Here is a 24927-nt window from a genome sequence, read left to right on the forward strand (position 1 = left end):
CACCTCCCCTATCTTGGTCTTCTTCGTTTACGATTGTTGGAACGGTTTTGTAGATTAGTTATATCATCAACTATCTCTCTTGCGACTTCTTTAGAACCAACATAAAGTGAAATAACAGCTGGTTGCTTACTGTTTGGTTCACCTTGATTACCTTCATTTTGTGTAGGAATTTGAAATCCTCTAATAGCATCTACAAGCTGATTCCCCATGCCACTATGCGCCATTCTTGATGTGCCTAAAGCTTGTTCGGGCGTTGATGTTAAAATCATTCCGTTAGACAAGGTATCTAGTTCTTTATAAACTGATTTAGCGTTTTCCCTGATACCTACAGCAATCCCTTCAGGAATCCAACGACCTACATCATCCCTCATTAGTCGAGAAGGGGAATGGATTCTTAAAGCGTTTTTCATGGTGCTTGCAACACTATTTGCTATACTCCTGGCTGTAGACATTACTGCACCTCTACCAGCTAATAGACCTTGATTTAAACCAGCCATGGCATTCCTACCTACTGAATTAAATTGACCTCTTGTACCGTTGAACGGAGTAACTAAATCTTTCGCTAACAACCTCATTGTTTTGGTTTGATCATTTGACCCAGCTCTTAATCTAGCAAGCATGTTTTTCATGGCTTGTTGAGTAACTAGTGGTAGCTTTTTGAGCGACTTTTCTATAATCTTGACTGAATTATCATGCCCCTTAGAAATTTGTCTAAAATTCTTTTCAGAACTTTCAAGGATACCTTTGAACATATTTTGAACTGATTGCAAAACAGCATTACTACCTTCGTTTATACCAAGGACTAAACCTTCTGTAATGTTAGAGCCAAAACCCTTAAAAACTTTAGAAGGGCTATTTATTCCAGCTTCTTGCTTAAAGGCATTTGCCGTATCCTTTGCCATATTTTTAGAAGCATTTTGTGCTTGTGGTGATCCTTCTTCAATCCCTCCTGCTGTTCCTTCTGGCATTGCCTTTCCGAGTGATTTAAAATCAGCTGATTGTATTTCTTCAGCTAAGGATTGTTCCATACCAGTTACTAAATGTCCTACAGCTTCCATTACACCTGATTCTTCAATTCCTAACGACTTGCTCAAAGCATCAGTAGCTGTGTCTCCACCTTTTTGAAAGGCTTCACTTAAATTTTTTAACTCTTCATCAGAGGCATTAACTAATGCATTCACGTGTCCTGCTGATTCTGGACCTGCTTCTCTTAAAGTATTGAGCAATCCTTCATCAACACCACGCTCAGCTAAAGTGGCAATATTCTCTGCCCAATTGCTAATAATCTCTTGGTTTGTTTGGAGATTCTCTGTCATTTCTGCAACAGTTATCTTTGATTTTTCACTAAGGGTATCAAACATATTCGTAGCTTGTTCTTTGTAACTCTCCCATGTCGATTTCATAGATTCAACTGTCGATTGTTGTGATTCTGATAACTCTTCGAATTTTATTATTTGATTAGTTACGCCATTGTTTGTTGCTTCAGTAACTGCCTCCATAGAAGCTGTTAATTGTTCCTCAGTAATTTTATGTTGTTCTGCTAATTGTGCTTCTGTTTCTTTTAAAACAGCCTCTTGCTCTCCTAACGCAGTAATCGCATCTTTATATTCCCCTGTTTTAACAGTTCCTTCAGCTTTTTTCTCATTCCACTCTTGTTGTAAAGCATTTACCTCTTCGAGCTTCATTTGTACTTCGTTTTGTTCTTCAATAATTTCCGTCTGTCTCTGTAATGCATCGTTGTATGAAGTTTGTTCCTTTACCAAGCCGATTCGAGCTTGTAATTGCTCGGACGACATACTTAAAGCATTCGCTTCCTCGTTATAAGCTAAGTTCAACCCTTCTACTCGCCCATTTAGTTGTTCGATATAAGAACTAAGCAACTGCTTTTCAGCAGCAGATAATCGCTCTTTGTTAGTTAAATCTTCAATTTCACTTGCTAGTTCCTCGTTTGCTTTGGCTGCCGCTAGAACTTCTGTTTGATTTTTCTTGTATGCTTCAGCACTACTATTAACCTCTTCATTTAGTGAGGTTACAGTTTCGCTTAACCTTTCACCCTCGGAATTTAATTTTTCAGCTTCTTCACTAGTTTTGTTAAACCATTTCACTAAAGCAATGGCTCCCCCTACTAATGCACCAATTGCAAGTGTTATCCAACCAATTGGACCCATAGCCAATTTTGTTGCAGCAGCAAATGCAATTTTTGCTGCGGTTGCGAGTTTGATTTTCCCTGTTAAAACACCAAGAGCTAAACTACTTAATGTAATAGCGCCTGTATGAGCTACAGTAGCAGCGGCACCAGCTCTAGTTACTGCAGTTGATGTCATTTGTGCTGTAATTTGAGTACGTGTAGCTAGTGTTAAAGCTTGTTGTGATGCAATAGCAGTTGTAATTACTGCATTCATTGATTTAATAGACGCTATAACTTTAGTGACTATCACTAGCCCTGCGTATGCTGATACCATGCTCAATATTACTGGGGATAAAGCTTTCGCTACAGGGATAACTGCTCCTACCGCAGAACCAAAGGCCTTGACGACTGGTGTTGTGCTTTCAATCACCGAACCAACCACTTTAAATGACTGGTTAACTATTGCTTTTAAACTATCAATATTTTGAGCGATATCTTTCCCAGTTACCTGTTGGGATAGCTTATCGAAAGATTTAATGATATCGGCAATCCCTTTTGCTGCTGCATTTCGTAAGTTCCCTAAAGAAGTAGCAATTCCTAAACTATTTTCTTTTGCAAGTTTGGCCATGATCCCAGTACCAGTACCAACTTCAATAAGTTTCTCATTGAATTGATCTAAAGTAATAGCCCCGTCTTGTAAAGCGTTGTATAAATCATCCTTAGCGCTTTTACCAGCAAATCCAAAACCTTCAGCAATCTTAATCAAACCGACATCCATCGTTTCGGATAATGTGTTCCAAGTATCCATATTCATAGTTCCGGTCTGTAAAGCCTTAATATATTGATCAGTTCCACGCTTTGCTTCCTCTGCACTTGAACCCGAGCCAAGCAATGCATTGTTTAATGCAATCGCTGACTCTGTTGACTTATCCATGTCATTAAAAGAGGTGTACATTCTTTGAGCACTGCCAGCGATATCATTAAGTGTAGTTGGTAATCCATCGATACCTTCAGAAAGTCTATTCATCGCCTTCTCTGAATCCTCAGCAGAAACCCCTAAGGCTTGTAATACTTTTGGAAATGCATTAAGTGTATCAAAACGTGCAATTGCCGCATCCACTGAGTTTTTTAATTCATTAAATACCGCTGTACCAATTGCCACCAATCCCAAAGAGGTGGCTAACTCTTTTATGCCGAATGAGGCTCTACCTGTTTCTTCACCAACATTTGACACCTCTTGACTCGCCTCTTGAGCTTGGCTTGCCATACCATCTAAACTATCTGAAACACCGCGAACGCTAGATGCCGCACTAGTACTACTATCAGCTAAGCCATCAACACTGCCTTCTACTCCCCTTAAATCTCTACTTGCCCTAGAACCACTTTCTCCTAATCCTTCAATAGCACTACCTGCACCACGCACACTAGAGCTTGCTTGAGTACTACTATCACTAATACTATCCATACTATTTTCTACAACTGTCATTCCACGGCCAGACCTAATTGCTGAATCTCCTAACCTATCTAAAGCATTAGATGCAACTGTAACCTGTCTGCCATCAACCTCAATCTCAATCCTAATTGATCCATCTGCCAATTATTCCACCTCCTCCTGAGCTAAAGAATATTTCCTCTGAAGTTTCTCCATATCAGCCTTATAATCAGGTGAATCAGTATTTTTCGGTTTCCATGCCCTAATTTGAATAATCCTCTTCATGATCGTTTCATCTGGCAATCCGTTGAGTAAAGATTGAAATTCATGCCAGTGAAGCTTTCCTTGCTCTTTATACAAGTTCACTCCATAGGCTTGTTGAAAAGAGGCATATATGAATTCTGCATCTATACTTAAATCAATAAGTTGCTCATGTTCTTGTTGAACAGGCATTGGATTGCCTTGAAGGTCATATTCAATTGACGTTTCGTTTTCAATTTTAATAAACTCTTGATATATTAAATTCCACATATCAATTACATCAGAATCAGGAACGCAACCGATTAGTAAGTTTAATGCAGTTTCTGCTTTTTCAAGAGGGTTGAGAACCTCGTCATATAGAACATCAAAAACATCTAACACATTATCAAAAGATAGATCAATCGAATAAGTTTCACCTTTAAAAGTAAACTCGGTGATTAGAGGGTCGTTTAACCTCACTCTGCATCACCTACTTCTTTTTGGCTTTTTTATTTAGATATTCATTTTGTTTTTTCTTAGCTTCTTTAGATCGTGATGTCTCTTGCTCCTCAAGCCGTTGAGCGATGGCAGCTCCCACTACATCTAAGGCTTTCTCTAAAGCTAGAATATCTGGGTATTCTTTGTAAATTTCACGGAATGAGCCATCACCAAATATAATGTCATATTGAGCTGCTATGAACTCTTTATTAACATCAAATGCGGCATCTACTGTTTTTTCATCGAGACTCTCAACAGTAATTTCTTCTGGAAAGTGGATATGTTTAGCTTTCTCCTCAGCCACCTTTAATTTTTCTTGTGCTAATTCATCAACATTAAAATATCTTCTGAGATTTTCAAAAGAGCTATCAAACCACAGTTCCACTTTTCCAACTTTCACAGGAAATCCAGTTCTTTTAATATCAATTTGTATATCTTTTGACATCATAAATCCTCCTCTAGAAATAAAAGAGAGGCATTAAACCTCTCTTATCCTTCTGGTATTTCTTCATCGCCTCCGTCTTCCGGAGGTTCCTCAGGGTGTAGTTAAATCTGTTTCTTTTGGAATTGTATCGAAACGAATATTACAGCTAAATGTTTCATAAGCAGATGCATCGCCTGCTCCAGCTACTATTGCTGAGACTGTTGCTCTACCTACCCATTCTTTCTTGCCATCTGCCGAAACGACTTTGTGCCAAACCTTACGACCATCACCAGTTTTGTATTTTAATCCAGCAATCAATGCTTGAGCAGGGTCTTCAGGGTCATAAAAGCCTTCTGGAGTGTAAGCACCAGCTACAGAAACAACATCCGTTTCTGGTGTGCCATCACCGTCATAGAATGCTTGCTCCTCAGTCCCTTCTTGTGTATCATCACCTATTGCAGAAATGTATTTTGCAAGTTCTAACCACTCTTCCCCTGGTGTTTCTGTACCCGGAAGATACGGTTGTAAAAAATGTCCTCTTAATGCATTTTTTCTTCTCATTTCTTATTCCTCCTTAGTATTAAAAACTGTTACTGTTGCTTGAATATCCAATAAAAAAACGAACCAACCCTGATCATCTAATTGATTGATGAAAGGTTTGTTCGTTATTGAAAGGTCCTCAAATTCAAAACTATTATTATTACTCTCCAACTCTTCTAATCTCTCTAATTCATCCTGTACTAACCACAGTGATTGATGTATTTTGCTTTGTGACTTCGATTTCATAGCAATTTCATAGTTTAATTGCTGGTCACTTACACCATCCATGAACTTTCTAATTACTTGTGAACCAGGCAAGGGATATATAACAAGCGATTCTTCTGCCCCTATATATCCCTTCTTACAGTTAAGCGGAAGGTTGGGGATTAGGTTAATTCTATCGGTCAATCTTTCTGTAAAATCCATTACCAATCAGCCCCCTTTATGAAAGCCTTGTTCCAATCATTCATATAAAGGTTTTTAGCTTTCATATCCCACCTCGGACCAGTGCCAGGAGTGGTGTAATTATGCATGTACATATAAAAAAGCCTTGCAGCGTACTTTTGATGATACTCAATACCAGAACCATCTACAGCAATACTCATTGCTTGCCTTAAGTTACCTTCATCCATTGGAACGAACTGATTCATATCTGCGGCTGCTTGATTTGCTAAAGTCCTTTGACCATTTCTAACTGCTTTGGCACTCAACTTACTACGAGCAACACTTAAATTAACTGTTACCCCCATATTAGACCACCTCCAATTCATAAGAATAAATAGTGGTGCTATATGCTTCGTAAATAGGAATAACCTTCGTGACAATATGATTTGTATCGTCAAAATGAAGCACTGATTGAACTTTAAATTTAGGTATTGGAGTAGTCATGCCCTCATAACAAAAAACAACCGCATTATATAGTAATTGTTTACCAGAGGCACTCGAGCTATAAGCTGCGCCTCTGTCAATACGGCAGTGTTCAATGAGAACTGAATCAGCGTATTCAGGTTCAGACCAATCATTCTCTCCAATGTACTCTTTATAATAAAAAGCATCGATTAAAAATTTTTGCGGCGGTTTAGGCATTACCATGTCATCACACCACTAAATAACAAGCCCGTCCCCTCTAGGTATATATAAACGTCCTCCGAGATTAAGGGCTTACTTTCGTTCGCCCCACTTGGATTATATCTACTTGCATTAGAAACGCTTGTACGCCCCGCTTGAAAGGTCTGGGGGGCATTATTTATTTCCTCGAATGTTGTAGCTCCAAGAACGTGGAAGTATTCAATTTGAGTACATAACGCTTGTTTAAATTTATTTACACGCCATGTATTATCCTTTTCGATGTTCACCCTTTGGTAAAAGTGGTTAGTAACGTTATCGATTACAGCAGAAGCTTTTGAGAGTAATTTATTAAAATCACTCTCATCAATATCACGATTATTCAGTTCCTTAAATTCCTCAAAAGTGAGATAAGCCATAATCTCCCTCCTAATAAAAGAAGGAGACTATTTGTCTCCCTCATTATCTTCTTTGTTATCTATACGTTCCAAAAACTCACCTTTGTGATTTTTTAAGTTTTCGGCAGCTTCATCAGCGCGCTTGACAGTCATTTCAATTTCTTGATCTTTTTTGTAAACTTCATCTGTTTTAATGTCTCTGAACGGTTGCAATACCTTGTATTTAGCCATGTTTTAACCTCCTTAACCTGCTGGTGTTTGCGGTACTGTATTGAATCGGAACTTTACGATACGTACTGATTTCGGCTCATAAACACGAGTCCAACGTGCTGCAGTGTCAATTTCAGAGTTCGTAGGGAATACGTTAGCCACTCCGCCTTCATTCCACTTAACGCCACGTGGGTGCAAGATGAAAATTTTACGGTTGATAAGCGCTTCTTCACCAGAGTAAGCTAATGGATTTCTGCTAACTTCTGTTTGGATGATTCGCGGATGTGATCCATTACCAAGTGCAATAGCACCTTGACCGAAAATGTACATTTCGGCTTGTCCTGTAGCTGTATCGTAGAACATAGAATCGTCTACAGTTACTTGTTTTCCGTTAAAGTAAGGAATTGGTTTGCCTTGTTGTGATTGCGGTACGTAATCAATTAAATCTTGTTTACGTAGTTCTGTTTCAACAGCAGAATGCATCATAACTCCAGTTAGTGATTCTTTTGCGTCACCCATCAACTGAGTAGCATCAAGAAATGTACTCATGTTGATTGTTCCAGCTATTCCGTCACGACCTGTAATGTCATATACTTTACTGGACATAGAAGTGCTTTTGAATACTCCACCAAGCGTAGAAAGTAGTGTGCGCTGCATATCTCTTGCCCAATAAGCTGCAACTAGTTGAGCAATAGCATCCATTGGATCGTCACCAGAAAGCATTGCTGATAAACCATTCGCCCCCCAAGCATTAACACGAGCATGTTTGCGAGCCACATCATCGCTAGAAGTAATTTTCCCAACAGACATGTCGCCTTCATCTTTCATGATTTGAGATTCTTCATTCCCTAAATCATTCCAGAAGGGCATATTAATAAGGGTATTCGCCCCGCCTGCTAAGTTATTGAATTCAGTATCATTAGCAATAATTCCACTTTGCACTAATGCTGATAGTTCCATAGTTCTTTGAATTGTGTATGGAGTGAAAATCTCCGGTTGGATTACATCTTGTAAACGTGTAGTCATTTATATCATTCTCCTTTTATTTTCCGGCTTGTGCTTTTAACGCATTGTATAAGTCCGGATTTTCTTTGTATAATTTACCTTGCTCCGTTAGATTCCAGCTTTCCTTGCTGAATGGGTTTACCCCACCAGTTCCACCTTGTGGATTTCCAGGAGCAACTATTGTTGGTGAATTTGGCTTTTGCTCTGTTTCAAATAAATAAGAATCACTTTCTTTAAGGGTTTTCAATTGGTCATCTAGACCTTTTAGAATATCCCCATCAAGCTTGATTGTGTCCATATCTAATAACGCTCTCAATGCCTTAGTGTTTTTCACCTTTGCACCCGCCAAAGTATTCTCTAGTTTGTGGTCAAAAGCTTGCCTCTGAAGCTTTTCTTCATACTCGTTCTTTGTTGTTTCGTTTTCACCTTTCAAACGGTCAATCTCAGCTGTTAATTCCTCGTTACCTTTTGCTTTTTCCCCTAGTTCTTTTAGTTGGGTATCACGTTCATCTAGTTGAGTCTTGTAATCTTCTATCTGAGATTCTAAACTCTCTACCTTATCAGCCTTTTCCTTGATGGAATTAACTGATTTACCGTGTTCTTTCATGATGTTTTCAATCGCATCATCCTCTAGTCCCAAACTTTTTAGAAACTCTCTATTCATCTTTCATTCCTCCTACATTTGTTGACGCGGTATTGTCCGCGATGGATTAGTTATTTAACGCATAACTGCGATTGATTGCATAATAAATAAGCCTTTTAATGACTTGCTTAGGTCAGGTAACAATGGGTACTTCCAAAAGCTTTCTTTCCAGGCACAAAAAAGCACTTAACCATTTTTCGGAGGTTAAGTGCTTCAATCGATTACTTCAATACTTTTCACTTCTGTTTCATCAAAATTGATATAGTTACCTTTTAAATTCCCTTGAGTTGGAACAATCGTTAATTCTTCCACACCCTTTTCGCTATCTCCAGGAGAAGTCCAATGGTCAACAACACCTATTAAGATACTGTCATCATCAAAAATAACTTTTACCTTTGCCTTGGAATCTAATAAAGGGATTTTTGAAAACATATTATTCATCCTTCCATATTGGTACTATATGAGTTCTATTTTTAGAATGGTGTATTTTTATAAAGTTCGCCTGTCGTACTCCGTTTAAACTTACAGCTATTCCAATATTATCGGTTATTCTCATTTTTTCTGTGTTTCTCCTCTTGCCATTATTATCTCTTTCAATTACCCCAGTCCCAGCATATTCATCAAATAACTTTTGAACATCTACACTGTCATAAAAATAACTTTTACCTTCAATTTTCGTAGCCTGCATGTGTGGAGCTTGTTTTTCAGGGTTAATAGTGGAACCGAACTGGCCATCCTTCAATTTTGATTTCACATAATAATTATCTTGTATTATATTCCATTCTCCTACTTTATTATACTTCAGATCAAGGAATCCATCTATACTTCTTGGAAGCCTTTCACTCCCTAATAATGATTTGTACCTTTGATATTGTTCATTGGCACTTCTCAATTCCGATTTACTTAAATAACTAGCATGTCCTTTATCTTCAAAGTCTTTCATCAGTGTGGATAAAGGAGTATATACTTTTTCTCTTTTGTAATTTCTACTAAGGTACTTGTTATTTTTATCAAGATGCTCCCTCATAGCCGCCTGTCTCCGTCTGACCATCATTCGCCAGTAATCAGCCTTATCACTGCCTAATTCCTCAGCAACCATAAGTTTCTTTTTATACTTAACTATTTCTCGCTCAATCCTGCGTTGTGTATCCCTGGCTTGAGCGACTTGAGCATTTAGATCAGCATCGTAATGAGGTTGATTATTGGTATTTACACCTGGAATAAAAGGAATATGCAAATGCCTGCAATTGACGCCCCTGTGACCGCCTGCTGTTCCATAATCAGCACCCCAAGAAGGGTCGTATATTGATTTATACTCACTATCCTCAGGTATTTCACTAGGCATCCTCAAATCAACAACATTCCCCTGAATGGCAGAGCATTGTTTCCTTGCTCCTACATGACTAGTAACAACCACTGTATAAACGCCATATTCACTCATACGCTGTGTTCTCAATTCATTATAGGTATTTCCTAGTGTGGACTTCAAAACTGTTCTAACGTAACCTTCAAGGCTCCATGTGTTATTTCCTCTGTCTGTAAGAGTTGTACGGATTCCTTTTTGGGCTAAATCAGTTATTGCTCTTTCGAGAGACTCCTCAAATGTATAAATTCCTGTATTGAACATTGCAGCAGTTTGATTTAGCACATTTTGATAAGCAATTTGAGCAGTTCCTATACCGAAATTGGTTGTAATGAGTGTTTGATTGACGTAGTTCTCAATATCTCCCCAAGCTTGCTCATAATAAGCCTGCATAATCATATCCAAATTACTCGGAATAGGCTTAGACGGAACCGTCATACTCTTATCAATGTCTTTTATAATGCCCTCACCAGCATCTTCAAACATACGTTTAATTTCCTTCTCAGAAACATCTGTAACCTTAGAAAGAAGAGATACAACCTCGTTATTGAATAACCTTAATTCATATAGTTTCTTAGCTTGCCAATCAGTAATATCCCTAGAACCATCTTTTAAATGCTTAATAAGCAACCTAATGATTTCACCTTCAAGACTGTTGTACAATTCAGCCATGTTACTCGACCACAAATCTAATTGATGTGGTGTAATCATTCATCATCACCTGTGTACTGCCTTTCTCTGCGGTGATTAACGTTTGCTGGCTCCGTTCCTAATTGATCTGCATTAATTTCTTTTATCCATTGCTCAGCTGTCTCTTTAGGTACTTTGAAAACACGCTGGATAATTTCTGCTGTTGGTATTAAACCAAACGTTTTAGCTTTACCGTAGAAGGTGAGTAAGGCGTCTCTATCCTGGAATACTCCGTCATCAAAATCGACACCAATATGTTCAAACGTGGGGATTTCGCCATCAAACAGGCTTTTACCATTCCAGGTAGTCGCTTTGGCAAGTTCAAGAACGGATACAATCAACCCTTTAATAAATTGCTCCACTTCGTAAACGTGATCGTTTCTAGTGCGGTAGGTTAAATCATTTTCGCTGACAACCTCAGTAGCTGTTTTCATGCTTCGACCATCAAAACTAAATGTCCCTACAGAAAGTTTTAATTCCATTTCTAACGTTCTGAGCGATTGATTGATAGCTGATATATATTGGTCGGTCCTAATATCACTCGTGACATCTTTGACCGGGTCCTTACCATCCCCCATATGAATGGATTTATAAACATTGACATCTGGGTCGAATACTTGGATAGGAGGTCTACCACTTTCATCTGACAATGTACTTAACATTGCATCATTAACAAACACTGTTCGCTGTCCCATCTTGATTTCCCACCAAAATTGATCATATGTGTCATTAATCTTTTTTAGCGTAGTAACTGCATTATCTGCAATCCCTAACCCTAATGGGCTGTGGGGGTTTATGTTATTAAAACCAGAAGGTTTGAGATAATTAAACAAAGGCCTGGATAGCCCTGATATTTCTGCTTGTTCTTGTAATCCATTGTAAACTTCATCAAGTGGCACTCTCTTGCCAATTTCATTTGGACTTTCAGACTTATAAAGTTCATTAGTGATTACATACAATCCATTCTTCCACTCATGAAATTCAAGTAATGTATAATAAATAATTTTATTACCTTCAATTTTGGTAGTAACTGATTTCATCACACCTTCCGATATACCATTACTGTTATTTCGTAACGGATAAAAGGCATTGGCCAACGCCCAAGAAAATTCAATATTACCAGTTTCAGTGTCTACATAAGGTCTTACTGTTAACCCACCAAGCGCCAGCATAGGTTCCAAGTAATCAGCTAGATTTTTCTTAAATTTATTATGTTCAAATACATGCTTAATGAATTCATGTGCTGATTTAAAGCTATTTTCCTTCTTTTCCTCGTCTTTTCTATCGGAAACAGTAACTTCGCATTGCTCATTAAAAATCAATCCTGCAAGTACATCGGCGCTTAATTTCCTCATGTTTAGTGGCATATAATCCCGCTTTTTCAAAAGGCCCTGCGAGTTGAAATACTCCACTTGTGGATATTCATTTGCATATTGCTTCATATTACGCTCAATACGAGCCAATTCTTTCGGATCAATATTGATTTTAGGATGATCGTTAATTGATTTCAGGTTCTTCCCAGCCAAATCATAACCTCCCCTCTTAAACAGACTTTTGACACGATCAATAATTCTCAATCTACCACCTCCTACACCTTCAAACGCAAGTCTCTAGCATTTGAAACACAAAAATACTGAAAATCATCACAAGTATGGTCATCTTCCTTCACCACTTGCGGATTATCAGTGTTCTGTGTCTTCTCTATCCATTGATACTTTTTATGTTCTTCTATAAATATATCGTTGCTGTCACAGTTCGGTAGATTAGTAGGTAATGGATTTACAAGATAATAAAAACGACCTTGCGCTAAAAGGTCGTGAACGTAATCTACCATATCTACTTTTTTAAGCTTGTTAACTGGGTTCCAATGTTGCCCATGATCTTTTAAATATTGATTTCGCAAAGCTCCTTCAGCACTATCAATTGTACGATTCCTAATCCTCGCTCCTGTATAGGGTGCTTGAGTAGATGTAGCCATAATAAATTGGAATATATCCTTTGATAGATCACTAGGAGCCTTTTTATTCACTTGACCAGCTGGACTGTAATAGTAACCATTTAATCTAATCACCTTACCCCTTGCAGTTAGTCCATAACATCCACAGGAAGTTGCAGAAACGCTATGTCCAGTGTCCATTGAGTAAAATAGAGCAATAACCCTATCGTCATCTGGCAACTGCTCTAACGGCTTAAACAGACTCATATTGTACACATTGGTTCCGAGTCCTACAGGTTCACCAAGGTACAAATACCGATAATAATCGTAGTCGTTATTCTTTATCCTTTCGATATCCTGTAGCATCTGCTCAGTAACAAAACCTAACTCATCATTCTTGTAACTCGAATCATGTACAAGGTAGTTATCTTCACCAATCATATTGTCAGACCATTCATTGATCCAGCTGTACGGATTACGTGGTGGATTGTAGGACCAAAAGAAACGAACCATATCAACTAAAGGATGCTTTTGCCGCATAAATGTTGTATTCGTCTGGTCAAATTCCTCAGCATTTGCAAACTCTGCTGCTTCTTCGTACCAAACACCAATAATGTTTCCGATATCGTTTGATTTTAGTTTCTGGAAGTCATCCTGCCCATAAAAATAAAAAGTAGAACCTGTACTTTTATGAGTCAATTTTAGTGGTGCTACACTGTCCTTAAAATCACCTGTTTTCCCAACAGAGAACCCAAACTTACGTAAAGCCCACTGAATCTTTAAGAACACACTATCTCTTAAAGATGTACCAACCTTACGGATAACAACAACATTTGCTTTCTCACCTTTTCTTATGAGCTTCATCATCATGAAAACAAGCATTAAAACAATGACAGATGATTTAAAAGAGTTACGGCCGCCTCTTAATATGTTGTAGGGTTTCTTAGTGGTCCAGACGCTTTTAAAATGAGGATTGACCTCTTTCTGAATATCAATCGTTGGCTTACTCATTGTCATCACTCCATCTATCTACAACGGTGATGGATGGTGTAGTGTCGTTTTTGCCATCGTTAGAGATTTTCTCAATCTCTGCTTTAGTCTTATCAACAGTTAACTGCATCTGCTCCAGTTTAAGCCTTCTCTCGTCATCTTCATGAGCCATATCTAGGAACTGCTTAATTAAGCTTCTGAATTCACCCATCGCTCTAGATTGGGCATTTATAAATGTTGCATGACGATCCCAAGCGAATTGATATTCCCATTCACGTTCTTCTGCAAAATCGGAATCCTTTTTCTTTTTGAGCATTTTTATGATCTCGTCTTTATCCTCTACATACATTATCTTCTGTGCCCTTATGATAGCAGCATATTGAATCTGTATCTGGTCATAAATCAAATCAGCAGGCGAACGCTCTTCCATTTGCTCCATGATTTCTAATGTCTCAGCAGGAAGGAACTTGGAGAAGAACCCATGTGTTACAGCGTTTTGATTTGCTTTAGGAGCACCGCCATTATTGCCTTTAGCGTTTATATTGCCCTTTGGCGCACCACGCTTTTTTGTGTGCACACTTTTTTCTTTGGGTGCACCCCTATCTCTATTCCATCCATATCGCTTTTTCCACGACTTTACTGTGTTTATGGAGACATCGTATTTTTCTGCAATGTCTTTATATTTCATGCCTTTTACATAATCTTTTTCTGCTTGTACATATTTTTCAGCCATGCTACATCACCTGCCACCTCCATATATTTGAGTTGTTTTGGAACATAAAAAAAGCACCCTCGAAAGGTGCTTATGGTAACCAACTTCTTATTTCTTTTAACCCCTTATATGTTTTAGCTATTGTGCCATTCTCTGAAAGATATTCTTCACCTTTTTCAGTTAAGTAAGCCGTTCCTTCAAAAAAATGAATTCTGTTATCTCCTAAAGAAACTCCTTTTAAATAGCCATTACTATATAAGAAACGTACTGCTTCATCAAAAGTTTCAGAATCAACTTCAAAATTATTCTCGGTTAAAAATTTATTACCACTATCTATTTCTTTTAAAATTGCAATTCTAAGCTTTTTCTTATCCATTACCGAATACCCCACCCTTTATTATCTGGACTTCCACCCACTTTATTTCCCATCAGTGTCCACCACCACCTGGGTCTTGGTGATGTCCACCTCGTGGAGGGTCAGAAGGATGTCCACCTGGCTTAGGGTCTCTTAAAATAGTAATTCTCATCATATACCTCCACCGCCAGAATCAATATGATGCCCACCTTGAGGCGGGTCCAAATAGTAGCTACCTGGTTTCGGGTCTCTTCTAAATCCAGCTCCTCCGGGGTCTTGGTGATGACTACCACCACCACCCGGGTCCTTCTTAATTCTTCCTCCTCCTGGATCTTTTCTCATTTCAAAAGCCCCCTTCGTTTTTTAATAGGAATGGAATAACACACATCACAAACGCCATCATTGTCATGGTACTCATTATAATCTGTGATTACTGCCTCACATTTAGAACAAATCCACAATCCTCGTTTCACCTGTTCCATATGCAATCCTCCCCTTTTTATAACATAATTCGCCATAAAACGGGGTAAATCCTCCTATAAAATCACCGAAAGGTGAGCAACGCACAAAAATAGAGGAAGCAGCTTGTTTAACTGCCTCCCCTGTCCTGCCTTCCATTTTAGCAGGCGGATTTTTCGTGTTTCAACAAATGCACAAAGTGGCTTTTTTGGCTCAAATGGTTCAATATGGTTTCTTTGGCTTTTTTGACCTGATTTCTAGATATACACAAATGATAAGATATCTCTCGGAATGACATGCCATCTAGGATACAATCATAAATGACTTTATCGCGTTCATCTTCCAATAATTCGGCAGCAAACTCAATAACATATACTTTCTCTCTAAGTCGCTCTAGCCTGTTATATAAACGTTCTTCACGTAAATCCATGTTATTTAACTCCGCTTGGCTTTTTCCAGAGCTTCCTTTTGGCAAAGTTGCCTCTATCCCATATTGAGCAACACCCCAACTTTTCATAGGTGTAGAATATCCAAATAGTACTTTTTCAAGGCGCTCCACTTCTTTTTTCATCCAATGATAATCTTTTAACAACGATTCGATTCTTTTAATGCTGGCAGCTTCTTTCATACAGGAACCCCCTATGTTAAAATATAATTGGGTGCCGGGGATTCCTGGTCATGTCTCTGCATTGCAGGGACTTTTAATTTGCAAAAGGGAGAAGTTTTTTTCTTCCTTCTTTAGCTGCTAGCGAAGCATCTTCTACAGTTCTGTGATAACCGAAATAATAAACCTTCCCTCTATATTTGACAGTAGCTCTCCATTTTTTCTTATCTTTATCCCAAGTGACGCCTCTAGCACCAGATGTGTTATTTTTTTGAACCCTTGTATTTTGGTTGTTTTCGGACAAGGTTACTATTCTCAAATTATTTCTTTTATTGTTTAAAGTGTTCCTGTCTACGTGGTCCACAAATCTATCTGTTGGTGCGTCCATAATATATCTATGCATGCCGATCAAAGCAGGTTTCCCCTCTTTGTTTTTTGTGTTGCCCATCACATAATAGGATTCTGTCTTTTTGTTGTAATTTACAAACCAACTACCTGGGAAACTATCTACTTTTTCCAGATCAGAAGTATCAATAAATGTGTTGAACACATCACCGTTTCTACGTTTTATGAAGATGACGGTAGTCTCGCCAAGTGTCTCATATCTATTCTTCATTTAATCAACCCCTCTATATGAGCTATTTTCTTCTTTTGTTAAATTATTTATTTTTCATGCATACTTTTATTAATTATGGATAAATTATTATTGGGTAAGGAATTAAAAATCTTCCGCAGTGCCTACTTAGGTATATTTTCTTACCCACTTCCATAATATGGTCACACGATTAGAGAGAGCTTGGATGGGCTCTTTCTTTTCGTAGTAAACTTTCTCTATCTTGTGTTTACTTGTTTATCTTTAGATAGCATCTTTTGTTTAGATTTCTCTAATGCATCAATAACAACATCTATACTTTCAATTTTTGTAAAGAGCATCCGTACTGGTGTTTCTTCTACACTCATAACTTTATCTTCACCGTACTCATGATAAGCACCAATTTCATTTCTCTTCTCGTTATTCCAAAACAACACGGTACCGACTGTATCATCAGATTGCAAAAGTCCTGCAGCCACTTCAATATCACCATATCCAAATTCCAATTGCTTTGTTTTATCAATATCAACTATTGGCATAATTGTCCTCCTCTAATGTAATTTCATTCCACTTAATCAAATCTTCCCTAACCCCCTGAGCAGGACTCTCTGCGAAAAAGAGAAAGGTCAACTGGTCAAGGTGCGTAATATCTTGAACTGTGAATCTATTACCCTCGTGGATCAGCGTGCTGCCTATTGTGTAATTCATTGAAATTAACTCCTCATACCTTTTGTTTCTTAATCATCATCTTCAACTAGAATTTTTGCTGCTTCCCATTCTGCGCCACATGATGAACAAACCCTATCGCCTTCCACTGTAGTTGGAAAATAACAATATCGACATTCCCAATGCATCCTCTTCCCCTCCTAATCAACTAATTATCCTTCGTATAAATTCTTCTTATTTAGAAAAGATAAATTTAGAAGGAGGTGTAATTTTATGTTAAAAAATGATTCTGTATTAGGACTTGGTGTATTAGCTGTCCTTCTAACAACAATATATACTGCAATATTAGCTTCCCAATTAACGGCTACAAAAAACAAAGTTGATTACCTGTACTATAAAGGCAAATTAAATAATACCGAATAAACACTTATTAGTTGTTCTAAAAGCCTTCTTTATACAAAAGTAGGCTTTCTATATTGTCCTACTCCTTTCAATTGCTAAACTGATCTATCATTTAGTTGCTTTAATTTACTATGCTTTAATAATTGGTTTCTCTAAATCAACATCATACAAATTCTCATCTAATACATCTAAAGAATCACTGTTTAAGAGGTCGTATGATTTATATGAATAAATCTTTGATGGTATAGGTAATCCTGTCTCCTTGCCAATTAAAGCATCATCGCAGTAGCACACAGGTAAATCACCATGTTCATCCAATTGTGATTCCAAGTGTTCAATCAGTTGCTTTAGGTATACTTGTTCCATCTCTATTCCTCCTTAATTAACTCCCTGCTTATCGTGTAAATTAAAATTGCCTACATACTTTTACTAATTGTGGATATGCTAATTATTGGACAAGGCTAAAATTCTCAAATGGCCATATAAGAATTCCTTGTCGTACGCAAACTCCATATTTTATAATTTCACTAAATGTTTTTCTTACTTCAGACGAACCTTCCTAGCTTTTTTATGAATAGGCTAAAGAGCTAGAGGTTAGATTATTATTATCCTTTGTTGGAGGTATAGTCTATATGCTAACTCATATTTTTTTATGGTCCATGTTAATTTTGCCTTGGTTTATTCTCCTTTTATTAGATACCAAAAGGGTGAAGTCCTTCATTCCAGGTGGATTAGTGAGTGCCTTGCTTTTGACAATATTATTTCAGCTATATCAAAGATATAATCTGGTTGAAGTTGTTGAAACAATTTTCCCTTTAACTAATACAACACCTTTCATCTATGGAATATACATAGTCTTACCCACAATATTTTTATACTTTACATTCGGTAACTTTTGGCTTTATATCACCCTTAACACTATAAGCGATGCAATCTTTTCTTTTGGAATAATGAACCTTTATGAATATTTCGGGATTTATAAAATGGATGATCACTTTCATATTGTAATTTTTATTAATTGTATTATCTGCGCTTCCTTAATTTACTTATTTCAAAAGTGGCAGTATATCGATCCATATAATTGAAAAGGTGTAAAGAATTCTTCAAAGTCAGTCGGCTCTTTTTTACTTAATCTATCTTGTGTTGCATAACCTCTAATTATTAAGAAATACTATAAACACTGATTTTTTGAAGGAGATGATTATCCTACTTTACTTAAATGAATCTATTATAGTATTGTTGGTTCTCGTATTATTTCCAGCTCCGTTTTCACTATTCTTTTTTAAAAAAATTCATTATGGCGTAGTCATAGCAACCATGTACGTAAATATTATTTTTATAATGTTTATTTTTGGATTTCTTGTAAACCTCTAACTGTTTTTTCTTAATTAATTCAAAAGGTGATTAAAACACCCAATCATTAAACCGAAATTCACATAGTATATAATGGATACGATGGATTTCTCTTTTTTTATCATTTCTTCGAAGAGCCACTGCCTGGGCTCTTCTTTTTATTTTTCTTGATTGATTAACTCTGGATTTTCGTAAATGTTGCCGATGATTTCAAACTCTTCGTCATTTACCAATGCATTATATAAATCGTAATGTCCTCTTTCAGTTATAACTATCCATGCTCCACATGAGAAACTTACTTCTCCCTGTAAAATGTTATCCTCTGTATGTCCGCCAGTACGCAATGAATCGAAATCATTAAATTCGACTTCATCCCCCTCATATATCTCCTTGCCGTTCTTGTCTTTTAAGCCTGTGTATTGCATGAAATCCAAAAACACATTGTTGTTGATATCATCAACACCATTTTCTTCAAACCAATACATATTATTGATGTATTCCATTTCTTTTCTTGATTTATCCCAAGCACGAAACTTTATCTCACGCACGGTCATCCCTCCAAATTTTAGTGAACATAATACAAAATCAGTAATCTAAGCCTTTCACCTCATAAGCCCCGGCACTGGGGAAAATAACCCCATGCCGTTTGCTATATGGATTTTCATTTCTAATCTGCTGCTTCGATATGCCTTCCTCGTAGATGACAACAACCTGGAGCTTTTCTCGATCAAGACTAACTGCATTCGTTTCTACGATTCTTCTAGTCATTAACTTACCTCCACGAATCCCCTATCTCGGTCATATTTTAGTAATTTAATAGAATCCATGTATTGACGCTCGAACAGTTTTCTTTTTATTGAAAATTCTTTGGTTACTGTTCCTTTTATATCAATGATCTCGATTGTCCCGCCTAATTTTTCTACTTCAAAATCCGCAACATATTCAATCTTTCTGTAAGTCCTTCCGTTCTTTTTAAAACCCTCTTGAAGAAGGTATCTCGGTTGCAACTTAAACCCTTTTATCTGTTTAGCTTGCAGCAACCATTTTAATTGGCCGTAATACATTGCTTCTGCTTTGCTATCAAACTTATGTCCATCGACAACTTGTTTGTGGTTGCCGTACTTGTTGTATTTTCTTGCCCCCATTAATAACCCTCACTTTGCCTCTCGTGGTTAATGACATCTTTCACATAGAATGCTTCTTCGATTTGTTCAAAGGAGAAGCCAATCATTTCACCAAGACCGATATATTCGGAGAGTAGTTCGATAAAGGTAATTGAACTCTTCGTCTTATCCAACTTAGATACGAGAGCGAAGATGTATCTGAACTGGGTTGCTAATGGTCGCTTCTTATCTGCTCCAGACAACAAGTAGATCATGACAAAGTCTTCAAAGAATATTTCGTGACCGATATCCAGAATGAAATGAAGTCCATCAGCATATTCGATTAATGCGTCTTGTAGGTTGTTCTCTTTGTGTGCCCAAAACTTGAATACTTTCGGAAGTTCATTCGCACATTCCCCTAGCTCCACTTGAAGAGCCAGAGTAAGTTCTCCAAAACGATCATCACCTTTATAATCAATCCTGTTTCTAAATACCTTCTGTGCCTCGTACATTGCGATTAAATCTAGCATTAACCTTCCACCCTTCTTAATTTAGCCATCCAAACTGACGAATAATTATGTCCAGCAAATACATGACGATTGTAGCTATCACAATCAAATGTCTTACCTTGCTTTGAGAACTCAGTTAGAGGAAAAATGATTTCGCATCCTCTTTTCACATGGTCCTGAATAGCCTTTTCAGCTTCATATTTCCTTGCACGACGAATGATTATATCTTGCATAGGTTAACCCTCCTATTAATCTCATTAAGAGCTTCTAGGGCTAATTCTGTGTGTCATGATATGTAATATAGCTGCCCTAGAGTCGCTTTTCTAAAATCCAAGGGTAAGTCCCCCATTTCTTTTGAAGACCATATCCTCTTTTGCTAAATGGATGAGAGCTAATAACACTTCGTCTGGATCTCTATTAAAACTACTAGCAATCAACCTAACGTCTTTTCCAACTTTCCACTGACGAGCGACTTCTTCTAGCTCCAACTCATCCCATAAAAAATCCAAATCCTCTAAAACAATGATTCTCTTTTGTCTTTGTTTTGTTGCGTTTTTAAGAACCATTACGCTCACCTGCTTCAAAATACTTCTCACCGATTGCCTTGCGAATCCGATCCAAGGTTTTCGGTCCTATACCTGGCGTTTTTTCTAACTCAAGAAATTTTTCGCGGAAAAATGATGTTGTCTTAGCAATGCCTTTTAATTCGCCCATATCCTCACCTAACGCAAAGCCCTCAGTTCTGCCTTGTTCATAAGCTTTCTGAATAACGGGGTTACGTTTCTTCATGACGACATGTACTTCTCTGCATAGCATTTTCTACATGGTCCTTCGACAAAGTATCCATTAGGCTTTTTGCATTCCGGGCAAATCTTAGCGAAGGTATGCCATTGTTGGCCGCACTTTGTGTCATCACATTCCATTAACACCAATTTGCCTGATGGAGCGAGTAGATATCCTTTTGTCTTACATCGCGGACAATTTAAAACTGGTTTTACATTTTGAATGGTCATTTCATATTCCTCCTTAGAACCAAGCGTTACTGCTTGTCTCTGAATCTATTTCTCTGAATGAAGCTATTGTTTTTTCGTATCTAAGGGCTTCGTAATCAAGTTGCTCCAATGGCACTCCTTCACGACTAGTCGTAATATTCATTGCGTTAAGTTCTTCGATGTAACCTTTACGCATCAAATCTTTGTTTTTAAAAGCCTGCATTTTCGCCATTCCTTTAACTCCCCGAATTTTTTCGTAACTCCATCAAGCGCTCAAATTCGCTCATTTGTTCACCATCATTGACTGCTGGTTGATCGCTAGGCTTCGGTTTAGATTGTTGCGCATCTTCCTCAAACCAATCTGGCAGCATTTCTGTACGTATAACGCCTTTGCCTTTGCGAGCAAAAGGCTTTACTTTAGAGTTGTTAAATTTCTCTCGTTCATAAGCTCGTACTCTATCGATATCCATTAGGTTGTTGCTATGCCATTCTTTAAGGAGAAACTCCACAAAGTTAAAGTTACGTTTGTTTTTGTTGTCAGCTAATTTAATAGCTGCATTTACTATTTCTTGATTACCTTTAAAATCATCAACCCACTGATAAAGAGAGTTCATCTGAATTGGTGATAATCTGCAAAGAAGATACTCGAACAATTGGACCGGATTTTCTGGCGCTGTTGTAGTAGTAGTTTTTTCTTTAACATTATTATCTTTATTAACATTCTTATTATTGTTCTCACTGCGTTCCATCCCTGTTCCAAGTGCGTTCTCACTGCGTTCCAAGTTACTGTTTTTATAATGCTCAAAGCCTTGGTATTGCTCGTAATTAATTACTGTAAATAGTGTTCCAAGTTCGGTCTCTTCGATTTTCAATCGATTTTCTTTAACTAACGAATCAACCTTCCTTTTTATGACTGACAGTGAGTATTGTTTAACACTTCTATTTTCTACATACGCAAGATCATCCCTGAGATTTCGATACGACCTTAAGAATTGACCTCTCTTCAGATGCATTCCAGCAACCGTTGTTCCTTCTTTAGAAAAAACTGCATTTCCGTATATATAGAAGAAGATTCTAAATTTAGGTATATCGTTCCAAATAGGGTTTTCAAAAATCCCTCTGCTTGTCTGGAATGCACCTTTCATTTATTTTCCTCCTATTACCTATTAATCTCACAAACCGCAAACCGCTTAGTTATTCGTTTTACGGTATAATCCGGGTACTTCTGCATATAATTTAGTACAAGCATTTTCAACTGTTCTTTGTCCTGTGCCTGCTCGAAAATCCAAGCAGGCAGGACTACGTTTGTTTGGTTATTCATTTACATCAAACTCAATTTCTATATCTGCACTAGGTTTCTCTTCTGACGGTACAGCATCGATAATATCTGGTTGATCTACTTCTTCGGTGATATCCTTCATTTCTGGTACTTGTTCATCTTTTGAAACGGCTGTCTGCATTTCAACGGACAAGATACCCCATTTAGAAAGCATGTTTCTTAAAACGGTTTTTTTAGCCATCGCATCAAAGTCCTTTTTCCATCCAAAATCACTTTTAGAGAATTTCTTTTTATGGGCTTCAATTTCTCCCCTAGTCCAGTAGACGGTTTTCTCAAACCCATTGATCAACTTGAAATAACCGCAATAACCAATAACTTTGTCACTTGTGGCACCATCGAGATTAAGCTCCAATTCTTCGGTTAGACGATTCCACTTAACTAACTCTCCTTCTCTTACCTCGATGACGTTAATTCCTTTATATTGACCTGTACGGAGGGCTAACTGAATATAACCCTTATAACCAAGTTGAAATTGAGCTTTTCCACTGTATGGAACTATCCAGGCATATCCTAGGTTTTTATCAACCGGTAAATCTAAAGTTGCGGCAACCATCGCAGAGGTAACTACTGTCATCGGATCGGTTTTTTGTAGGTAAGAATCTCCGTTATAGAGGTTCAAAAGTGATGACATAAACTGAGGAGCCTTTTTATCAAGCACATCCTCGAATTTCTTTTTCATTGTTGGGGCATTTAATAACCCTTTAAGTCCTAGTGCTTGAGGAGCAACCCTTTGAGGGGCTGCATCCTGCTTGCTAGCAATTTGGTTTTTTAATGCTGCGTTTGTTGCCATTATTCAATCTCCTCCAACTCTTCTTCTAATTCCTTGACCCTAACTTCTAACTCATCAATTTGATCCAATAGGTCAGTAACTTGAGAGTCAATTTCTTCAGCAACCTCCTCAAGTGCATTAAACATATTAGGTGATAAATCGTCTTCGTTATCATCTAAAAATGACTCTACTAACTTTGCGATATCAGTTTCTCTTAATATGGAACTCATTATTTCAACTCCTTAATGCCGAAACGGCGGGATGTAGATGGTTTGATTACTTCTTTGTAGATGTCAGGGAATTTTTCTTTTAATGCCTTTGTATCTACTCGATTAGAGACGACATTTTTCCAAGTAATAATATGAGTGTCTACAAGTCCCACCTCTGCATCTTTCAACTCGGCTTTGATTTTGTTCTCAATATCTTTTTTGGCTGTTTGTATGAGCTTTTCATCGTTCTTAATTTGCTCATAACTGAGAAGCATTTCTTTATAATTAGAAGGTAGAACAATTTCTTTCCCTTCTTCTGCTTTGTTGTATTTCTCTTTGAGGTATTGTTCAGCTGCACTTGAACCATCTAATTCTGGCGGAACAAAGCCAAGTACATGTTTCTCCCAAAAATTAACCTCTGCATCAATAATCATCTGAATTAACTCATCGTCTCGCTGGATCTCTTTCCAAGTAAAGTGATTTCCACCAATTAGAACTGCGATATATGCTTTCTCTTTACCAGTTACAGCTAGATAATGCTGCACTTGTACGAGATACGCAGCAGGGATTTCTTCTCCCTCCCATTCAGCTTTTAAATACGCACTAGCAGTCTTGCATTCTAGCAAGGCAGACTCTTTCATAACTTCGCGGTCAATGTTGGCCTTAATAAAGTGATAATCAGGATGAGAAAACATACAGTTGCGGCGGCGAACCTTTTTCTCAGTTCTCTTCTCAAACTCTTTAGCAACCACTTCCTCCATTTCATTGCCCCAGTATGCTGCTTCGCTACTAATTTCAGTCAGTTCGACTTGACCTGTTTTTTCTAACCACAGCTCAAAAGCTGTTTTGTATTTGTTTAGTCCAAGAATAATACTTGCATCACTACCGCCAATTCCTTTGGAACGTTCTTGTAACCACTCAAAACGACTCATATTTTTTGTTGATATTGCATTGCTAACTGCCATTTGATATCCTCCCTTTACCGTTATCAAAGCTTTGTGCTAAAATAACTTTAAATATTGTTTAATCATCGGCTCCTGTTGCTCGCAGGAGTCTTTTTTTATGCACTTTTGAACTCAAAGCCAAGTACCTCGCATAAGTAACGTTGAAGGTTACCCTCCAAGATAATCTCACCGTCATATTCAACGATTTCATCACCTTCGAGAATCTCTTTTCCAAAATAGTCAATACCGGCATGTTCTGGCTGTGCAATCATGTTGGGATAGCCTGTCCGTCGTAACTGTGTAACCTCAGGATGCTCCATCAATCAACCCTCCTTCAGATTTGTGAATTTGACACAC

The 24927-nt window shown here is 37.6% G+C and carries 36 protein-coding genes and 1 pseudogene; 1 reads left to right on the forward strand and 36 read right to left on the reverse strand.

What is annotated here, in order from left to right:
- Window positions 1-8: 8 nt before the first annotated feature.
- The 22 genes from U9M49_RS21155 to U9M49_RS21260 form a co-directional block, all read right to left on the reverse strand.
- On the reverse strand, window positions 9-3725 hold the full coding sequence (locus tag U9M49_RS21155) for a tape measure protein (protein WP_322910538.1): 3717 nt from the start codon (window positions 3723-3725) through the stop codon (window positions 9-11).
- Window positions 3726-4280, reverse strand: a complete 555-nt coding sequence (locus U9M49_RS21160; protein WP_322910539.1) for a Gp15 family bacteriophage protein — start codon at window positions 4278-4280, stop codon at window positions 3726-3728.
- Between the two features lie 10 nt (window positions 4281-4290).
- Complete coding sequence (locus tag U9M49_RS21165; protein WP_322910540.1) at window positions 4291-4743, reverse strand: hypothetical protein; 453 nt, start codon at window positions 4741-4743, stop codon at window positions 4291-4293.
- 90 nt (window positions 4744-4833) lie between these two features.
- The gene (locus U9M49_RS21170; RefSeq protein WP_322910541.1) at window positions 4834-5283 is read right to left on the reverse strand and encodes a phage tail tube protein; all 450 of its coding nucleotides are present in this window, start codon (window positions 5281-5283) and stop codon (window positions 4834-4836) included.
- Between the two features lie 3 nt (window positions 5284-5286).
- Entirely contained in the window at window positions 5287-5688 is a 402-nt protein-coding gene (locus U9M49_RS21175) for a phage tail terminator protein (protein WP_322910542.1), read from the reverse strand.
- Window positions 5688-6011, reverse strand: coding sequence for a minor capsid protein (locus tag U9M49_RS21180; protein ID WP_095371150.1), 324 nt, complete (start codon window positions 6009-6011; stop codon window positions 5688-5690). Before U9M49_RS21180 ends, U9M49_RS21175 begins: the two co-directional genes overlap by 1 nt.
- A gap of 1 nt (window position 6012) precedes the next feature.
- On the reverse strand, window positions 6013-6354 hold the full coding sequence (locus tag U9M49_RS21185; protein ID WP_322910543.1) for a putative minor capsid protein: 342 nt from the start codon (window positions 6352-6354) through the stop codon (window positions 6013-6015).
- The gene (locus U9M49_RS21190) at window positions 6348-6746 is read right to left on the reverse strand and encodes a hypothetical protein (RefSeq protein ID WP_322910544.1); all 399 of its coding nucleotides are present in this window, start codon (window positions 6744-6746) and stop codon (window positions 6348-6350) included. The genes U9M49_RS21185 and U9M49_RS21190 overlap by 7 nt, the downstream gene beginning before the upstream one ends.
- A 27-nt stretch (window positions 6747-6773) precedes the next feature.
- On the reverse strand, window positions 6774-6956 hold the full coding sequence (locus tag U9M49_RS21195; RefSeq protein ID WP_251163180.1) for a hypothetical protein: 183 nt from the start codon (window positions 6954-6956) through the stop codon (window positions 6774-6776).
- Between the two features lie 12 nt (window positions 6957-6968).
- Entirely contained in the window at window positions 6969-7961 is a 993-nt protein-coding gene (locus U9M49_RS21200) for a major capsid protein (RefSeq protein WP_322910545.1), read from the reverse strand.
- Window positions 7962-7977: 16 nt separating this feature from the next.
- Window positions 7978-8604, reverse strand: coding sequence for a phage scaffolding protein (locus U9M49_RS21205; protein ID WP_322910546.1), 627 nt, complete (start codon window positions 8602-8604; stop codon window positions 7978-7980).
- A gap of 192 nt (window positions 8605-8796) precedes the next feature.
- Window positions 8797-9015, reverse strand: coding sequence for a hypothetical protein (locus U9M49_RS21210; RefSeq protein WP_095371156.1), 219 nt, complete (start codon window positions 9013-9015; stop codon window positions 8797-8799).
- A 1-nt stretch (window position 9016) separates the two neighbouring features.
- Window positions 9017-10657, reverse strand: a complete 1641-nt coding sequence (locus tag U9M49_RS21215) for a phage minor capsid protein (protein WP_322910547.1) — start codon at window positions 10655-10657, stop codon at window positions 9017-9019.
- Window positions 10654-12213 carry a phage portal protein gene (locus U9M49_RS21220; RefSeq protein ID WP_322910548.1) on the reverse strand — a complete coding sequence of 520 codons (1560 nt, stop codon included), beginning with the start codon at window positions 12211-12213 and terminating at the stop codon, window positions 10654-10656. Before U9M49_RS21220 ends, U9M49_RS21215 begins: the two co-directional genes overlap by 4 nt.
- Window positions 12214-12224: 11 nt before the next feature.
- Complete coding sequence (locus tag U9M49_RS21225) at window positions 12225-13583, reverse strand: PBSX family phage terminase large subunit (RefSeq protein ID WP_322910549.1); 1359 nt, start codon at window positions 13581-13583, stop codon at window positions 12225-12227.
- The gene (terS, locus tag U9M49_RS21230; RefSeq protein WP_322910550.1) at window positions 13576-14295 is read right to left on the reverse strand and encodes a phage terminase small subunit; all 720 of its coding nucleotides are present in this window, start codon (window positions 14293-14295) and stop codon (window positions 13576-13578) included. Before terS ends, U9M49_RS21225 begins: the two co-directional genes overlap by 8 nt.
- 70 nt (window positions 14296-14365) lie before the next feature.
- A complete protein-coding gene (locus tag U9M49_RS21235) occupies window positions 14366-14650 on the reverse strand; it encodes a YjcQ family protein (RefSeq protein WP_322910551.1) in 285 nt (94 codons plus the stop codon).
- A 150-nt stretch (window positions 14651-14800) separates the two neighbouring features.
- Window positions 14801-14971 (reverse strand): hypothetical protein, encoded by a 171-nt coding sequence (locus tag U9M49_RS21240; protein ID WP_322910552.1) that lies wholly within the window; start codon window positions 14969-14971, stop codon window positions 14801-14803.
- Window positions 14968-15111, reverse strand: a complete 144-nt coding sequence (locus U9M49_RS21245; RefSeq protein WP_322910553.1) for a hypothetical protein — start codon at window positions 15109-15111, stop codon at window positions 14968-14970. Before U9M49_RS21245 ends, U9M49_RS21240 begins: the two co-directional genes overlap by 4 nt.
- A 137-nt stretch (window positions 15112-15248) precedes the next feature.
- Window positions 15249-15716, reverse strand: a complete 468-nt coding sequence (locus tag U9M49_RS21250; RefSeq protein WP_095371164.1) for a sigma-70 family RNA polymerase sigma factor — start codon at window positions 15714-15716, stop codon at window positions 15249-15251.
- A 73-nt stretch (window positions 15717-15789) separates the two neighbouring features.
- The gene (locus tag U9M49_RS21255) at window positions 15790-16308 is read right to left on the reverse strand and encodes a hypothetical protein (protein WP_322910554.1); all 519 of its coding nucleotides are present in this window, start codon (window positions 16306-16308) and stop codon (window positions 15790-15792) included.
- A 215-nt stretch (window positions 16309-16523) separates the two neighbouring features.
- A complete protein-coding gene (locus tag U9M49_RS21260) occupies window positions 16524-16823 on the reverse strand; it encodes a hypothetical protein (protein WP_322910555.1) in 300 nt (99 codons plus the stop codon).
- A gap of 400 nt (window positions 16824-17223) precedes the next feature.
- On the opposite strand from U9M49_RS21260, the gene U9M49_RS21265 reads away from it, so the two are divergent.
- Window positions 17224-17373, forward strand: coding sequence for a hypothetical protein (locus U9M49_RS21265; protein WP_322910556.1), 150 nt, complete (start codon window positions 17224-17226; stop codon window positions 17371-17373).
- A gap of 108 nt (window positions 17374-17481) precedes the next feature.
- Here U9M49_RS21265 and U9M49_RS21270 read toward each other — a convergent pair whose 3' ends face one another.
- The 14 genes and pseudogenes from U9M49_RS21270 to U9M49_RS21335 all read right to left on the reverse strand — a co-directional run bounded on the left by U9M49_RS21270 (window position 17482) and on the right by U9M49_RS21335 (window position 24890).
- On the reverse strand, window positions 17482-17718 hold the full coding sequence (locus U9M49_RS21270; protein WP_322910557.1) for a hypothetical protein: 237 nt from the start codon (window positions 17716-17718) through the stop codon (window positions 17482-17484).
- 1145 nt (window positions 17719-18863) lie between these two features.
- A complete protein-coding gene (locus U9M49_RS21275; RefSeq protein ID WP_322910558.1) occupies window positions 18864-19253 on the reverse strand; it encodes a YopX family protein in 390 nt (129 codons plus the stop codon).
- Window positions 19254-19290: 37 nt separating this feature from the next.
- Window positions 19291-19473 (reverse strand): hypothetical protein, encoded by a 183-nt coding sequence (locus tag U9M49_RS21280; protein ID WP_322910559.1) that lies wholly within the window; start codon window positions 19471-19473, stop codon window positions 19291-19293.
- A 5-nt stretch (window positions 19474-19478) separates the two neighbouring features.
- Window positions 19479-19850: pseudogene (locus tag U9M49_RS21285) on the reverse strand (DUF1064 domain-containing protein); the annotation flags it as partial.
- Window positions 19850-20338 carry a dUTP diphosphatase gene (locus tag U9M49_RS21290; RefSeq protein ID WP_322910560.1) on the reverse strand — a complete coding sequence of 163 codons (489 nt, stop codon included), beginning with the start codon at window positions 20336-20338 and terminating at the stop codon, window positions 19850-19852. The pseudogene U9M49_RS21285 and the gene U9M49_RS21290, both read right to left, overlap by 1 nt.
- Entirely contained in the window at window positions 20338-20550 is a 213-nt protein-coding gene (locus U9M49_RS21295) for a hypothetical protein (RefSeq protein WP_322910561.1), read from the reverse strand. The genes U9M49_RS21290 and U9M49_RS21295 overlap by 1 nt, the downstream gene beginning before the upstream one ends.
- 90 nt (window positions 20551-20640) lie before the next feature.
- Complete coding sequence (locus U9M49_RS21300; RefSeq protein WP_322910562.1) at window positions 20641-20883, reverse strand: hypothetical protein; 243 nt, start codon at window positions 20881-20883, stop codon at window positions 20641-20643.
- The gene (locus U9M49_RS21305; protein WP_322910563.1) at window positions 20873-21106 is read right to left on the reverse strand and encodes a hypothetical protein; all 234 of its coding nucleotides are present in this window, start codon (window positions 21104-21106) and stop codon (window positions 20873-20875) included. Before U9M49_RS21305 ends, U9M49_RS21300 begins: the two co-directional genes overlap by 11 nt.
- 237 nt (window positions 21107-21343) lie before the next feature.
- Window positions 21344-21541 carry a hypothetical protein gene (locus U9M49_RS21310; RefSeq protein ID WP_322910564.1) on the reverse strand — a complete coding sequence of 66 codons (198 nt, stop codon included), beginning with the start codon at window positions 21539-21541 and terminating at the stop codon, window positions 21344-21346.
- A 4-nt stretch (window positions 21542-21545) separates the two neighbouring features.
- Window positions 21546-22454, reverse strand: a complete 909-nt coding sequence (locus tag U9M49_RS21315) for a DnaD domain protein (RefSeq protein ID WP_322910565.1) — start codon at window positions 22452-22454, stop codon at window positions 21546-21548.
- Window positions 22455-22622: 168 nt separating this feature from the next.
- Window positions 22623-23438, reverse strand: coding sequence for a recombinase RecT (locus U9M49_RS21320; protein WP_322910566.1), 816 nt, complete (start codon window positions 23436-23438; stop codon window positions 22623-22625).
- Complete coding sequence (locus tag U9M49_RS21325; RefSeq protein WP_322910567.1) at window positions 23438-23647, reverse strand: hypothetical protein; 210 nt, start codon at window positions 23645-23647, stop codon at window positions 23438-23440. The genes U9M49_RS21320 and U9M49_RS21325 overlap by 1 nt, the downstream gene beginning before the upstream one ends.
- On the reverse strand, window positions 23647-24591 hold the full coding sequence (locus U9M49_RS21330) for a lambda-exonuclease family protein (protein ID WP_322910568.1): 945 nt from the start codon (window positions 24589-24591) through the stop codon (window positions 23647-23649). The genes U9M49_RS21325 and U9M49_RS21330 overlap by 1 nt, the downstream gene beginning before the upstream one ends.
- A 95-nt stretch (window positions 24592-24686) precedes the next feature.
- On the reverse strand, window positions 24687-24890 hold the full coding sequence (locus U9M49_RS21335; protein WP_322910569.1) for a YqaI family protein: 204 nt from the start codon (window positions 24888-24890) through the stop codon (window positions 24687-24689).
- Between the last annotated feature and the right edge of the window lie 37 nt (window positions 24891-24927).

This window comes from Cytobacillus sp. OWB-43 (genome assembly GCF_034651445.1).
Taxonomy (GTDB): Bacteria; Bacillota; Bacilli; order Bacillales; family Cytobacillaceae; genus Cytobacillus; species Cytobacillus kochii.